Source organism: Saliphagus infecundisoli, from assembly GCF_020177375.1.
Lineage (GTDB): Archaea > Halobacteriota > Halobacteria > Halobacteriales > Natrialbaceae > Saliphagus > Saliphagus infecundisoli.
The window spans coordinates 68,953-83,829 of sequence record NZ_JAIWHV010000002.1 but is presented as its reverse complement, the minus strand read 5'-3'; the positions used below and the strand labels follow the sequence as shown (position 1 = coordinate 83,829).

Sequence of the window (14,877 nt, the reverse complement as noted above, 5' to 3'; positions counted from 1 at the left end):
GAAGGCGTCCGCTCCCAGGGTCGGAAGCGGCTGCCCCCTTCTATCAAAAGTGGTACTTACGAAAGTTATATATAATGTTCTATCCATTGGGGAGGTATGGCACTGGACCGCGTGCAGCGACGTAGCGTAGTCAAGGCTCTGGCAGCCGCAGGGTTACTGGGAACGGCCGGTTGTCTCGGGGACGACGGCAATGGAAACGGAAACGGTGGGAACGGAAATGGCGGGAACGGTGGAAATGGCAACGGGAACGGTGGAAACGGCAACGGAGGTAACGGAAACGGGAATGACAGTGGAAACGGGAACGGCGGAAACGGGAACGACAGTGGAAACGGCAATGGCAACGGCGGCGCGTCGGACCTGGTGACCCACGAGCAGTTCGGCCCCGATGACGGGACGCCGCTTACGTTCTGGGCCCAGCCCGGATCGACACCGGACCCGAACGAACAGCCGGGCTCGGAGGTCAACGCCGAGGGGTTCCGGCCTGCCTACGAACAGTGGGTCGAAGAGAACCCCGACTACCGGATCAACGTCGAGTACCAGACCGATTTGGAACAGATGCAGACGCTGTTGCTCCAAACCGCGGCGACCGGCGACGCCCCGGACGTTTCGGAGGTGGATTCGTTCTGGATCCCAAACCACTGGAACAACCTTCGACCGGTGACTGACGTCATCGAGGACGAAGAGGACTGGTACCCGTTCGTTAGGGACATCGTTCAGCCCGAAGACGAGTGGCTCGCGGTCTGGCGCAACACCGATTGTCGCGGGCTCTACTACCGGACGGACGTCATCGACGAGTACGCCGACGGTGAGGCGCCCGCGACCTGGGACGAACTGATCGAGGTCGGACAGGCCATCGCGGACGGCGAGGACATGGCGGCGTTCATGTACAACGGGGGCCGCTGGGAGGCGACGACGTTCGACAACCTCGCGTACTTCTGGGGTCAGGGAGGAGAACTCGTCGACAGCGAGGGCGCGCCGATCCTCGGCGAGGGCGACAACTACGACTACCTCCTGAACGTCTTCGAGTTCTTCGCGGAAACGATCGAAACCGGGATCACGCCCGGACGAGTCGCCAACATCGACGACTACGACCTCCTGGCCGAGGAGGCGTTGAACGACGACCTCGCGATGTTCCTCGGGGGAAGTTGGCAGATCAACACGAACCTCCGAGCGGAACTCGGCGACGAGGCCGACGAGCTGTGGGACGTCGCCCCGATCCCGATGCCCGAATCCGACATGGCCGCGACCGGAACCGGCGGCTGGACCTACGGGGTCTTTACGGACGACGACGACCTCGTCGAGCCAGCGATGAACTTCGCCGGCGTCTGGACGGACCCGGAGATCATGGCCCACTACTGTGAGCAGCTGGGTCAGCTCCCGACGAAGCCCTCGGTGTACGAGGAAAGCGACTACTTCGCCGAGGACTACTACATGCAGATCTGGTCGGATCTGTTGGAGAGCGGGGTCGCCCGACCGGGATTTCCCATCTACCGGACGATCTCCGCGGAGTGGCAGGTCGCGGCCGGTCGCGTCATCACCGGGGAGATGGCTCCACAGGAGGCGATCGACAACATGATCGATAACATCAACGCGGAATACGACGGATAACCTCCCTCTACTATTCATGGCGACCGAAACCAGCCGAACACGCCACTACGCTACGGTTGCCCGGAGCCGCGTCTCGCGCCTGGGATCGGCCGTTCAGGAACATCCGTTGACCTGGCTTCTGCCGGCAGCGATCTTCCTCTGCGTCTTCCTGCTGTATCCCCTCGTCGAGGCGTTCCGGATGAGCTTCACGAACATGTCGCTCATCGAACCTGACTACTCATACGTGGGCCTAGATACCTTCTCCCGCGTGTTCAACTCCTCCGATTTCTGGTCGATGACTCGAATCACCGTGATCTTCGTCGGCGTGAGCGTCGTGCTCCAGATCGGACTCGGCATGATCCTCGCGCTCGCGATCGATTACGGCGTCAGACGCGGGCTCTACGGGAGCATCGTGACTCGGATCTCGGTGCTGTCGGCCTGGGTTATCCCGGGGATCGTTATCGGGATCCTCTGGAAGATCATGCTGATCGAAACCCGGTACGGCGTCATCAATTACATCATCGTTCGACTCGGGGGGGACGTCGTCTCCTTCCTCTCGGACGGTCAGATGGCGCTGCTCTCGACGATCATGGCCAACACCTGGCGTGGCACGGCGTTCTCGATGATCATGCTGTACGCGGGGCTCCAGCAGGTTCCCGAGTACCTCCAGGACGCAGCCAGGATCGACGGCGCCTCCCCGCTGCAGCGGTTCCGCCACATCACGATCCCGCTGTTGATGCCTGTTCTCTTCATCAACCTCGTGTTGATCACGATCTACACGGTGAACACGTTCGACATGGTCCTCGCGCTGACCGGCGGGGGTCCCGGCCGGGCGACCGAAGTGCTGGCTCTGTTCATGTACTTCGAGGCGTTCAACCGGTTCAACCTCGGCACTGCCGCGGCGATCGCGGTCGTCATGTTGCTCGTCAACGTCGTGATGACGGTGATCTACATCAAGTACCTGCTCGGGGAGGAGGAGTTCTGAGATGGCCACGAGATCCGAAACGGACGGGCGACTCGACGGGATCGACCTCAACCGGTACGACGCCGCCACGTACGTCGTCTACGCGGTAGCGATCGTCTTCTTCGTCTTCCCGATCCTCTGGGTCATCTCGATGAGTCTCCGCCCCGAGGGGGACGTCCTCACCTATCCAGTGCAATTCATTCCCGAGGACCTCACTCTCGAGGCCTACAGACAGGTGATCGGCCAATCACGGACGTGGCTCTGGAACTCCACGAAGGTCGCCGCGCTTCAAGCCGTCGGCATCCTGCTGGTCTGTGTCCCGGCGGCGTACGCGTTCTCGCGCTTCGAGTTCCGGGGCCGACAGCACATCCTCTTCGGTATCCTGCTGTTCCAAATGATCTCTCCGGTCGTCATCGTGATCCCTATGTACAGCGTGATGAGCACGCTCGGGCTGATGGACACCCATCTGGGCCTGATACTGCTGTACGTCGGCCTCCAGGTGCCGTTCTCGACGTGGCTTCTGAAGAGTTACTTCGATACGATTCCCGACCAACTCGACGACGCCGCTCGCGTCGACGGCTGCAACCGACTCCAGACGCTCTGGCACGTGTTGATGCCGTCGATGTTACCCGGGGTCGCGGTGGTCGTCATCTTCAACTTCGTCTTCTCGTGGTCGGAGTTCGTGATGGCGTTTACCATCCTCCGGAGCAGTGATCTCTTTACCATCTCGGTCGGCGTCTTCGCGTTCGACGGCCAGTACACGGCGGCGTGGACGCTCATCGCCGCCGTGAGCGTCCTCGCGATCCTTCCGCTCATCATCATGTTCATCGTGCTCCAGCGGTACTTCATCCGCGGGCTCACCGAGGGAGCAGTGAAGGGTTGACGTCCTCCCAACACCCGGCCGAAATGATTTTATACCTGATCTGATACGCATAGTCATGGCGTTACGACTCGCAGTGATCGGATTGGGTGGGCTGGGCCGCGTCCAGAGCCAGGCCTGTCGCGACCTGGACGGAATCGAACTCGTCGCCGGTGCCGACATCGCCAGCGAGGGTCGCGATCGGTTCGAGTCGGAGTTCGGGTGTCCCGCCTACGAGGACTACCGAACGATGATCGACGACCACGCCCTCGATGCGGTCACCATCATGACTCCGCACACGCTGCATTTCGAACAGACGATGGCCTGTCTCGAGGCCGGCCTCCATGTCCACCTCGAGAAGCCGATGGTGACGACGACCGCCGACGCCCTGGAGTTGATTGAGGCCGCTCGCGACCGGGACCTGGTTCTCCAGATCGGCTACCAGCGCCACTTCCATCCCGCCTATCGCGAGATCAAGCGCCTGGTCGAGGCCGACCGCCTCGGCGACGTCCACATGGTCGCGTGTTATCTCGCTCAGGACTGGATCGAGATCCAGCGGGGGACCTGGCGGACGGACCCCGACCTCTCGGGCGGCGGACAGCTCATCGACTCGGGCTCACACCTTCTCGACGTCCTCCTCTGGGCGACCGACGCCGAACCCCGGACGGTCGCCGCCGTCACCGACGACTGGGATCAGGCCGTCGACGTCAACAGCGCGCTCTCCGTGTTGCTCGACGGCCCCGACGGGACGGTCACGGCGAGCATCGGCGTCTCGGGCGACGGCGACGCTTTCGAAGAGCACATCGCGATCTGGGGCACCGAGGGCCGTCTCGCCTACGAGGATGGTCGGCTCACGGTCGCGGAGAACGGCCGGAAGTACGTAAGCGAGTTCGAGGAGCCCGACTACCTCGAACTCACCGGGGACAAACTCGGCGCGTTCGCCGAGGCCGTCCGGGAGGGCACCGAGTCGCCGATCCCCGGCGAGTTCGGTCTCCGGGTCACCCGGCTCACCGAGGCCGCCTTCCTCGCGAGCGAGCGCGGCGAGTCGGTCGACGCCGCGACGCTTCCCCACGGCGACGTGGCGGTCGACGTCGAGGTCGAAGTCGAGACGCCAGAAACCGAGTAGAGAGGGCTACCGGTCGGCGACCCAGCGGACCGCGTTCGCCAAGACCTGCCGGACCGACGGGTGGTGATAGGTGCGAAACTCCTCGTGTCCCGGACGCAGGTAGAAGCCTCGCCCCTCTCCGAACTGAAACGTCACGCCCGAGCGGAACTCGCCGCCCTCCGAGAACGTGCTGTGGAGGACCACGGTTTCGGGATCGGGGATATCGAAGGGTTCGCCGAACATCTCGACGTGGGGAAGGGTGAAGTCCTCGACACCGTCGGCGATCGGGTGGTCGGGGGCCTCGACGGTGATCTCCTCGGACTCGCCCTCGCTCACCCGAACTTCGCCGAGGTCGCCCGAGGTGCCGAGCAGTCGAGTGAAGGGCCGGGCGTAGTGGCCCGAGTGGAGGCCGACGAAGCCGACGCCGTCCTCGCGGACGGCCCGCTCGACCCGATCGACGGTAGCGTCTTCGACCTCGTCGTGGCGGAGGTGGCCCCACCAGCAGATCGCGTTGGCCCACGCCAGGCGGTCCTCGGAGACGCCCTGGTCGGGGTCATCGATGTCGGCCGCGCGGGCGACGACTTCGGTGGAATCGTTCAGCCCTTCGGCGATCGTCGCGTTCACGTCGTTCGGGTAGACGTCCTCGGGGGCCGTGGCTTCGGACCAGACGAGGACGTGGACGGGATCGTCGGCTACCTTCATTGCTCGATAGGTGTTCGTCGGGGCGGTAGTTAGGCGTTCCCATACCGCTCGGGTCGTGGTGGCTCCGAACGCTCACTCGTGGCCGGAGACTCGGACCGCCTCGTACGGTTCCTCCAGGTACTCGACGTCGGAATCCGACAGCGAGAGCTCGAGGGCTTCGACGGCCTCCTCCAGATGTTCGATACTGGAGGTGCCGACGATGGGCGCGGTGACGACGTCCTTGTGGAGGACCCATGCTAGCGCGATCTGGGCCATCGAGACGCCGTGATCGTCGGCGAGTTCCGCGACGCGTTCGTTTATCGCCTCGCCGCCACCCTCGCGGTACGGCCTGCCCTGTTCGACCTCGTGTTCCCCGCGAGTGGTCGCGTCGTCGTCCTCGTAGGGCCGGGCCAGATAGCCCGCGGCCATCGGGCTCCAGGGGATGACGCCGACGTTCTCGCGGGCGCAGACGGGGAGCATCTCGCGTTCCTCCTCGCGGTAGGCGAGGTTGTAGAGGTTCTGCATCGTCTCGAAGCGCGCCAGTCCCTCGCGGTCGCTCGTCTGTAGCGCCTCCGTGAACTGGTGGGCCCACATCGAGGAGGCTCCCAGATGACGGACCTGGCCCCGGGAGACGGCGTCGTCCAGCGCCCGCAACGTCGTCTCGATCGGGGTGTCGTAGTCCCAGCGGTGGATCTGGTAGAGATCCACGGCGTCCATGCCCAGGCGATCGAGGCTCGCCGATAGCTCCTGTTCGATCGCCTTCCGGGAGAGGCCGCTCTCGTTCGGTCCCTCCCCCATCTCGCCGTAGACCTTGGTCGCGACGACCTGGCGGTCCCGGTCGTACTCCGTGAGGACCTCCCCGAGGATCTCTTCGCTTTCCCCCCGGGAGTAGACGTTTGCGGTGTCGAAGAAGTTGATCCCGAGATCGATCGCGCGCTCGACCAGTTCCCGGCCCTCCTCGCGGTCGAGCATCCACTCGGCGCCGCTCCCGAAGCTCATACAGCCGAGACAGAGCCGACTGACTTCCATCCCCGTCGATCCGAGCGTGGTGTACTCCATATCCGCATATGGTGCCATCGGTTCAATACGTTGTGGATGCGGGCAACCCGGACCGAGGACGGCTCGAATCACATCAATAAATTCTTATTAGCTCTAATATACCAAATACATTTACTACTCTCGAGGGTAGTCGGCTTCACCCTCTCGGAGAGAGAGAGAGTACAAGACAGTTCTTTTCCGACCCCATTCTCGCTCATCATGGATAAAAATGGAACAGAATACCGGAATAGAAAACTCACTGCCTGTGGGTCGCCGCACTATTGACAGCATCATTCACACATAATATATTGGATGATTGTGCGGTCGGCAGTCGGTTGGCTCGGCCGACAGTATCCGACGTGCCTTTCCGGGTCGGCGCCGTCTCTCGGGGCATGAACGCGAATTTGCCGTCGGTTCAGACGAGGGCTGGGAAGGTCGTGGTGATCGGCCCATGACCGGTCGGGACGACTACTACAACCGGGCCAAACAGCAGGGCTACCGGTCGCGGTCGGCCTACAAGCTCAAACAGCTGGACGACCTCGAAAACGTCCTCTCGTCGGGAGATACCGTCGTCGACCTCGGTGCCGCACCCGGCGGGTGGCTCCAGGTCGCCGCCGAAGGCGTCGGGGAGGAGGGGCGAGTGATCGGGGTCGACCTCCAGCGGATCGACGATCTGGAGCACGACCAAGTCGAGACGATCCGTGGGGACATGACTGAGGAACGAACCCGCGAGCGGGTCCGTGACGCCGCCGGAGGGGAGGTCGATACCGTCGTCTCAGACATGGCGCCGAACATGACCGGGGAGTACTCGCTGGATCAAGCCCGGTCGCTCCACCTCGCCCGGCAGGCCTTCGAGACTGCCTGCGAGCTGTTGGGAAGCGGCGGCGATTTCGTCGTGAAGGTGTTCGACGGTCCCGACGTCTCCGACTTCCGTGCGGAGGTCGAAGAGGAGTTCCGGTACGTCCGGGCGACGACGCCCGAGGCCTCCCGGAAGGAGTCCTCCGAGCTCTACCTAATCGGGAAGGAACGCCTGACCGCGCCCGTCCGGGAGGGCGACGAACTCGAGGTCGAAATCGTCGACGTCGGGGAGGAGGGCGACGGAATCGCCAGCGTCTCGGGCTTTCGCCTGTTCGTTCCCGACGCCGAGGACGGGGAGACGGTTCGGGTCCGGGTCGAGGACGTCAAACCCCGGTTCGGGTTCGCCGAGCGAATCAATTAGGCCATCGCGAGACGATCAGGAGTCCTCGTCGAGTCGGTCGTGGCGCTGGTCGATCTCGTCCAGGATATCGAGGGTCTTCCGGACCGAGGCTCGGATCGCGTCGCTTCGATTGACGAACTTGCCGTCGTCGCCGACGTGGTCGTCCAAATCCTCGAGGAGCTCCCGGGGGATTTCGACGCTGATTTTGGGCATGGAGCGTCTTCGGACGCGGATGGTTTAACTGATCCGCCGACCGGCCCGTCGCCCGGCGATCAGCGGTTCAGAAGGCCGGTATCGAGTGTCGGCCCCTTCCGTTTGCCCCCGAAGAACCGGCCGCCGGCGGTGAGCACGTAGAGGATCCCGAGGCCGAGGAGGTAGGTGAAGGCGATGGGGAACGCGAACAGGAGCATCGTCAGGATCCCCGAGGGAGTGGCGAAGGCCGCAACGGTAAAGATCGCGACGATGACGACCCGCCAGCCCCGCAGCATCGTCCGGTAGGGGACGAGCCCGCCGACGTGGAACAGCGCCATCGTGACGACGATGTTGAGCAGGAAGCCGATGCCGATGGTCGTGAAGATCACCATCCAGATGAAGTGTTTGATCCGGTAGGAGATCACCATCCCGGCGTCGATCGAATCGGAGATCAGATAGGAGATCACCGAGGGTGCGATCCAGAAAAAGCCGAGGAAGGTCCCGACGGCGAAGCCGGCGATCAGGCCCCCGCCCCAGAGGACGAACACCCGACGGTCGCCCCGGGCGAGCCCGCGCTCTTTCAGCGCCGGCCAGGCGTAGTAGAGGATCAGCGGGAGAACGGCGATGATCCCCGCGATGACGCTCACCTTCACCTCGAAGATAAGCACCTCGACCGGGTGGAGGGCGATGACGAAGTCGCCCTCCTGGATCAGCGTCTGGGTGTCGGCGTCCGGCGAGACGTTCGTCCCCCGGAGCTCCGCGAGCGAGACGAGCAACTCGCGGGGAACGTTCGAGACGAACGTCTCGAGGACCCATCCGAGCCCGCCGGAGTAAAGCCCCATGAACACCCCGCCCATCACGACCATGAACAGGCCGACGATGCGGAACATCCGCGAGGTGAGGCTCTGGAAGATGAAGGCGATGTCGTAGGCGTAGCCGCCGATGTCCTCCTCGGTCGTCTCCTCTTCGGTAAAGGAGTTCAGGATGTCGGCGGCGGTACTCGAGAAGACGTTGCCCTCCTCCTCTTCGGGGGCCGGTGGGCCCTCGCTCCCGCCGCCAGCGGTCTCGCCCGCGGTCGCGGCGTCGCCGGCGACCGCGCCCGCAGCGCCGCCCTCCCCCTCGGCGGTCGGTCCCTCGTCCTCTGCGTGGAGGGTGTCGAACCGATCGAGGATCGCCTGGGCCTTCTCGCGGTCGTCGTCGAACATCGCCTGGCGGGCGTGGTCCATCGCCTCGTCCTCGTCCATCTCGAGGAACGCCTGTGGCGGGACGGCGTCGATGGCGTCGGCGTCGAGGACGTCGATGTCGATCTCCTCGGGTTCGCCCGTCCGGATCTGGTCGATCCGGGGGTGGACCGGCTCCTGGAGCACCTTGATCGTGTAGACGAACAGCGCGAGGAAGCCGATGACGGCCGCGACGAGCAGGCCCGCCAGGAACGCGCCCACGGTACCGTACTCGGCGCCGAGGGTCTCGAGGGCGGTCGGCCCGCCCGGCCGGATCAGTTCGGGCAGGAAGGGGTAGAGTTCGTCCTCTAAGACGTCGAAGCCGCCGAATTCGACGAAGCCGGCGACGGCGAGCCAGACCACGCCCAGGATTCCGCCGGCCTGGAGCGCCCGCTTTCGGAGCAGGCTGGTGCCGCCGATCGCCTCGGCGGCGCCCCGCCTGCGGGTGTTGGTCAGCAACTTCGCGAGCCCGAGGCTGAACGCGTAGAGGGCGGTCAGCGGGATCATCCACATGACCAGCGTGAAGGGGTCCGGCGGCGAGAACAGGGCGCCGAAGACGGCGATGGCGACGATCGAGTGGCGCCACTTGTCCCGGAAGGTCTCGTAGGGGACGATCTCGGTGTAGGCGAGCGCGCCCATGAAGAGGGGAAGCTGGGCGGCGAGTCCGAAGGAGATGGTGAGCAACGCCATGAAGTTGGTGAACTCGGTGATCCCGAAGTTGGGGTTGACACCCGCGCTGTCGGCGTTGCCCGCGAGGAACTCGAAGGCAAAGGGAAAGAAGACGACGTAGGCGTAGACGATCCCGAGACAGAACAGCCCCAGAGCGCTCACGACGAAGCCGACGATCGACGCCGTCGAGATCGGGATCGCCGACTCGTAGCCCCGTTCCCTGATCGGTTTCCGCGCGAAGTAGAGGACGGCGGGGATCGAGACGATCGCGCCGACGATCATCCCGATCTTCGCCTGCAGCAGGATCACCTCGAACGGCGTTCGGGTGATGACGTCGGTCTGGCCGGCGAGCTGGCTCGACATCTCGGCTTCGGCCGTCGCCTTGAGGAACTCCCAGACGTAGATCCGGAGGGCGTAAAACGAGCCGATGAAGCCGATGACGAAGACGATGAATATCTTCTGGAGATGGTTCTGTGCGACCGAGAGCACCTCGGCGATCGTCTGCCTGCCGCTGTCGATCGCCCGGAGGGTGTCTTCGTCGACGGCGGAGCTCATCGCGTACACGTACCGTGCTTATATCCAGTTATCAACCTTTCGTGTCGGGGGCTCGGGACCACCCTGTCTTTCCCCGGAAGACCCGTCGTCCCGGAGTGATCGTAAGAAAAAGGCCTATAACCGGCGGCCGATCTATGTCCCGTAGATGCCCGACGAGTCGGACGAGTCGGAGGAGGGAGACCCCATCGACGGCTCCGAGGAGCCACGGGACTCCTCCGAGGCCTCCGACCGGGGGTCGCCGATCGACCCGTCCGACCTCGAGACGCGATCGGACGCGATCGACGACGGATCCAGTGAGGACGCGACGGAGGACGCGGACGGCGCTGGAACCGACGATACGGACGGACGCAGCGAAGCCGGCGGAGCCGACGATGGCGAAATAAACGGGGCGGCGGCCGACGACGCGACTGGCGACGAGGCCGTAAGCGACGACCCCGATACCACGGACACGGACGCCGGGATCGCCGATTCCGATGTTGATGCGGCCGGATCGACCGATCCGGCCGACGCGGGCGACACGGCGGATGACCAGGAAAGCGGCGAGGCCGCGAGCGACGATACCGATAGCGACGAGGTGGGGAGGGCCGACGCCGGCGATTCCGACGACACCGACGACGGTCCGACGGTCGATACCCTCGAGGGCTGGCCGTCGGTAACGCCCGATCCGGTCGATCTCGAGGCTTCGGACGCGGACGGAGGCTCGGACTCCGGCGCGGACGATGACCACGAGGACGACGCGGACGATGGCCTCGCGGACGCCGCGGGCGAGAGCGACACGGGGAGCGACGAGTCCGCGAGCGAGGGCGCCGACGACCTCGCTGCACCCGGAGACGCGGACGAATCTGCGGACGACGACGCGAGCGCCGAGTCCGACGAGAGCCGGGACGGATCGACCGACGACACGGCGATCGAAAGCGATGACGGCGACGCGGACGGAGCGAACGCGAGCGAGGCGGACGTGACGGGAACGGACCTGCCGGAGGCCCAGACCGACGGCGAGGGATACGTCCGCGACCAGCCCGGAGGCGGGGGACATGACGAGAACCTGGGGGGGATCTCCACCCCGCCCGACGACGAGGAGATGCCCCTGGCCGACCATATCGAGGAGATGATTCTCCGGCTCGCGGTCGTCTTCCTCTTTGGCGCCGCGGGCACCGCGATCGGGCTGCTGGGAGCCTCGCCGGCGATCGACTATATCTGGCAGAACGTCCTGCCGGCGACCCTCGAGGCGCCCCCACACGTCTACCACCCCCTCGAGCTCTGGCTGACCCGGATCAAGGTCGCCGCCCTGCTTGGCATCCTGGTGGGCCTGCCGATGTTCGTCTACCAGTGTTACCTGTTCATGCGGCCGGGACTGTACCCCAACGAGCGCAAGTACTACCTCTCGGCGGTGCCGATGAGCCTCGTGCTCGCGGTCGTCGGGATGGGTATCTCGTTCGTGCTCGTCCTGCCGATCCTCTTTCGGTACTTCACCTACTACTCGGAGGGCAGCGCCGGCATCGCCTACGCGCTGGGCGAGACGTTCAATCTCATCATCACGCTGACGGGCTTTCTCGCGATCGTCTTCCAGATCCCGCTTTTCATCATGCTCGCGATCATGATGGGGGTGACCACCCGCCGGTGGCTCGCCGACAAGCGGCTGTACTTCTGGGCGGGCTTCTTCGGCCTCTCCTTTATGTTCACGATCGACCCGACGCTGATGGCGCCGATCATCGTCGGGATCCTCATGATCGCGCTCTTCGAGGGGACCCTGCTCCTGCTTCGCTGGACCGGCCAGGAGTGATCGACGGACGTCGAATCGCGGCCCCGGTTCGTTCGGTACAAACGTCCTAGTATTCCTCCCATCCGTCCCAAGACTGTCGGGATCCGATCGCAGGGCGGAAAAACACCCGTTTGTTAAACGGGTAGCGTTTTACTTCCGCACAACCCACGGTTTTCCCGTGAATATGCGCCCGTCAACGAGTTCGACTCGGTGTTCGCCGATCGTTCGTCGATCCGCCGGCGTCGGTCGGCGGACGGCGGGAGGGCGATCCGCGTGAGCGAGTTCGTGCCGACGACCTGTCTGCGGTGTGCGGTCGGCTGTGGCCACGTCCAGCGCGGCGTCGACAGCGGCTACGGACTCGACTCGGTCCGGGGAAACCCCGAACACCCCGTGAACAACGGGCTGGCCTGCCAGCGCGGGGTCCGCGAGACCGCCGACCCCGACGGCGAGTGGCTCGCCCGCCCGCTCGTCCGGCGCGAGGGCGATCTCGTCCCGACGACGATCGAGAACGCGCTCGCGGCCGCCTCGAGCGGGCTCTCCGCTGCTACTGAATCGGGCGAGGTCGCCGTCCTGGGAAGCGGCCAGCAGACCAACGAGGCGGCCTACGCGCTCGGAAAGCTCGCCCGCGGCGGCCTGGGCACGCGCTACTACGACGCGAACACGACGCTCTGTATGGCGTCGGCGGTCACCGCCTACTACGACGCCTTCGGCAGCGACGCGCCGCCGCCGACGTACGACGACATCCCCGACGCCAGGACCCACCTCGTCTGGGGGGCCAATCCCTCGGTCGCGCACCCGGTCATGTTCCGGTGGATCAGCCAAAGCGCGAGCGAGGAGGGCTCGGAACTGATCGTCGTCGACCCAGTCAGGAGCGAGACCGCCGAGGTGGCCGACGACCACGTCGCGGTCGACCCCGGCGGCGACCTCGCGCTCGCGCGGGCCATACTCGCCCGGATCGCCGACCGCGACGGGGTAGACCGCGAGTTCGTCGAGACCCGGACCGAGGGGTTCGACGAGTTGCTCGCGACCCTGCCGCCCGCCGCGGAGAGCGCCAGCGAGGCGGGGGTTTCCGTGGCGACGATCGATCGGCTCGCGGCGGCGTTCGAGGCGCCGACGCTCGTCTACTGGGGGATGGGGGTAAATCAGAGCGTCGACGGAACCGCGACGGCGGGCGCGCTGATCGACTGCTGTCTCGCGAGCGGGAACCTCCGGCCGGGGTCGGGTCCGTTCTCGCTGACGGGCCAGGCGAACTCGATGGGCACTCGAGTCTGTTCCTCGAAGGGGACCTGGCCGGGCCACCGGCCGTTCGACGACCCCGACCACCGCCGCGCGGTCGCCGACGCCTGGGGCATCCCCGAGTCGCGGCTCCCCGACGATCCGGGGCCGGGTCCCGTGGGGATCTGCGAGGCGATCGACGGCGACGTGGAGGCGGTCTACGCCGTCGCGACGAACCCCGCTGCAGGTCTTCCGGATGCGGCCGCGGCCCGCGACCGTCTCGAGGACACCTTTCTGGTCGTCCAGGACGCCTTCCGGAGCGAGACGGTCGAACTCGCCGACGTCGTCCTTCCGGCGGCGACCTGGGGCGAATCGGAGGGAACGGTGATGAACATGGAGCGGACGATCTCGCGGGTCCGGGCGGCGACGGAGACTCCGTCGGGAATCCGGACGGACCTCGCGCTGATCGGCGAGATCGCCGACCGGGTCGTCCCCGGACTGTTCGAGGAGCCGCCGGAGCCCAAACCGATCTACGAGGAGTTCCTCGCGCTCACCGAGGGGACCCCCGCGGACTGTTCGGGGATCGGCTACGAACGCCTCGAGGCCGAACTCGCCGTGCGGTGGCCGGCGCCGACGCCGACCGCCGAAGGGGGGTATCGCTACTACCGGAAGGGCGCCGACGGAGGAAGCGAGGGCTGGGAGTTTCCAACGCCGTCCGGGCGTGCGCGGTTCTCGTCGGCCGTCTCGGGTGACGACCCCGAACCCCCGTCTTCCGGATATCCGCTGACGCTGACGACGGCCCGGGAGGACGACGGCTACAACACGGGCGTCAGGACCCGCGAGGCCGGGCCGCCGACCGCCCGCGTCGCGCCGGCGACCGCCGGCGACGACCGCCACGCCCGGCTTTCCTCCCGGCGGGGATCGGTCCGCGTTCGGCTCGAGCCCGACGAGGCGATCCCCGAGGGGATGGTCTGGCTGCCGATCCACCACCCTGCGGCCAACGATCTCACGCTCCCCGAGGTCGATTCCCGCTCGAAGGAGCCGAACTTCAAGCAGTGTGCGGTCCGCCTCGAGTCGTTGGGGGACTGACCGTGCGCTCGGCGGTCGTCGTCGCCGGCGGCTTCTCCGAACGGTTCGGCGACCGCGAGAAGGCCCTCGAGCGCGTCGCGGGCGAGCCGATGATCGCCCGGGTCGTCCGGGCGGTTGCTCCCGAGGTCGGGGAGGTCGTCGTCAACTGCCGGCCCGACCAGCGCGGGGCGTTCGAGGCGGTCCTTCCTCCCGAAACGCGATTCGCGCTCGACCGCGACGACGAGTGCGACGCCGGCCCCGTCGCGGGGCTCGCCCGCGGGCTCCGTGTCGCCGACGGCGACCGGACCATCGCCCTCGCCTGTGACCTCCCGCTGCTCGAAACAAAGGTCGTCGCCCGGCTGTTCGAGACCCACGAGCGCAGTGGGTGCGACGCGACCGCCCCCGTCCTCGAGGAGTACCCCCAGCCGCTCGCGGCCGTCTACGACTCTCGGCGAGCGCGCCGGGCCTGCGAGGCCGCCCTCCGGGCCGACGAGCGCCGCCTGGTCGCTGCCGTCTCGGGGCTCGAGACGGTTCGGGTTCCCGAAGCGGACCTCCGGGAGTGGGCCGATCCCGACCGTCTCCGGGCGGTCAATACGCCGGCGGACCTGGCGCGGGTCCGGCGTCGGCTCGAAACCCGCGAGCGGGGCGGGCCCGCGGACGTCCGACCGGGGCCGTCCGGTCCCGGTCGATAACCGTCCAGAAACCGCCGGCGAACCGGCGTCCGCGGTTCGTGGGGAACGTCCTAGTACTGATCATATGTCCTT

Annotated in this window: 12 protein-coding genes; 8 read left to right on the top strand and 4 right to left on the bottom strand. The window is 66.0% G+C overall.

Annotated elements, in window-relative coordinates:
* The first annotated feature begins 96 nt into the window (after positions 1–96).
* The 4 genes from LCF40_RS05205 to LCF40_RS05190 are packed head-to-tail and all read left to right on the top strand — an operon-like array spanning position 97 to position 4,536.
* Positions 97–1,608, top strand: a complete 1,512-nt coding sequence (locus LCF40_RS05205; RefSeq protein WP_224827647.1) for an extracellular solute-binding protein — start codon at positions 97–99, stop codon at positions 1,606–1,608.
* 16 nt (positions 1,609–1,624) lie between these two features.
* Positions 1,625–2,572, top strand: a complete 948-nt coding sequence (locus tag LCF40_RS05200) for a carbohydrate ABC transporter permease (RefSeq protein WP_224827646.1) — start codon at positions 1,625–1,627, stop codon at positions 2,570–2,572.
* A 1-nt stretch (position 2,573) separates the two neighbouring features.
* The gene (locus tag LCF40_RS05195) at positions 2,574–3,434 is read left to right on the top strand and encodes a carbohydrate ABC transporter permease (protein ID WP_224827645.1); all 861 of its coding nucleotides are present in this window, start codon (positions 2,574–2,576) and stop codon (positions 3,432–3,434) included.
* Between the two features lie 55 nt (positions 3,435–3,489).
* Complete coding sequence (locus tag LCF40_RS05190) at positions 3,490–4,536, top strand: Gfo/Idh/MocA family protein (protein WP_224827644.1); 1,047 nt, start codon at positions 3,490–3,492, stop codon at positions 4,534–4,536.
* Positions 4,537–4,542: 6 nt separating this feature from the next.
* Here the strand turns inward: LCF40_RS05190 and LCF40_RS05185 are convergent, their stop codons facing one another.
* Entirely contained in the window at positions 4,543–5,217 is a 675-nt protein-coding gene (locus LCF40_RS05185) for a ThuA domain-containing protein (protein WP_224827643.1), read from the bottom strand.
* Between the two features lie 72 nt (positions 5,218–5,289).
* A complete protein-coding gene (locus tag LCF40_RS05180) occupies positions 5,290–6,255 on the bottom strand; it encodes an aldo/keto reductase (protein WP_224827642.1) in 966 nt (321 codons plus the stop codon).
* Positions 6,256–6,685: 430 nt separating this feature from the next.
* Between LCF40_RS05180 and LCF40_RS05175 the strand changes: the two genes are divergently transcribed.
* Entirely contained in the window at positions 6,686–7,453 is a 768-nt protein-coding gene (locus tag LCF40_RS05175) for a 23S rRNA (uridine(2552)-2'-O)-methyltransferase (protein WP_224827641.1), read from the top strand.
* 15 nt (positions 7,454–7,468) lie between these two features.
* On the opposite strand, the gene LCF40_RS05170 is transcribed toward LCF40_RS05175, so the two are convergent.
* Entirely contained in the window at positions 7,469–7,645 is a 177-nt protein-coding gene (locus tag LCF40_RS05170; protein ID WP_114578001.1) for a ribbon-helix-helix domain-containing protein, read from the bottom strand.
* 59 nt (positions 7,646–7,704) lie between these two features.
* The gene (locus LCF40_RS05165) at positions 7,705–10,068 is read right to left on the bottom strand and encodes a twin-arginine translocase subunit TatC (protein ID WP_224827640.1); all 2,364 of its coding nucleotides are present in this window, start codon (positions 10,066–10,068) and stop codon (positions 7,705–7,707) included.
* A gap of 907 nt (positions 10,069–10,975) precedes the next feature.
* Here LCF40_RS05165 and tatC point away from each other — a divergent pair.
* The 3 genes from tatC to mobA all read left to right on the top strand — a co-directional run bounded on the left by tatC (position 10,976) and on the right by mobA (position 14,805).
* Positions 10,976–11,851, top strand: coding sequence for a twin-arginine translocase subunit TatC (gene tatC, locus LCF40_RS05160; protein ID WP_232833765.1), 876 nt, complete (start codon positions 10,976–10,978; stop codon positions 11,849–11,851).
* Between the two features lie 252 nt (positions 11,852–12,103).
* Positions 12,104–14,134 carry an assimilatory nitrate reductase NasA gene (gene nasA / locus LCF40_RS05155; protein WP_224827914.1) on the top strand — a complete coding sequence of 677 codons (2,031 nt, stop codon included), beginning with the start codon at positions 12,104–12,106 and terminating at the stop codon, positions 14,132–14,134.
* Positions 14,135–14,136: 2 nt separating this feature from the next.
* Positions 14,137–14,805 carry a molybdenum cofactor guanylyltransferase gene (gene mobA, locus LCF40_RS05150; protein ID WP_224827639.1) on the top strand — a complete coding sequence of 223 codons (669 nt, stop codon included), beginning with the start codon at positions 14,137–14,139 and terminating at the stop codon, positions 14,803–14,805.
* Positions 14,806–14,877 lie beyond the last annotated feature (72 nt).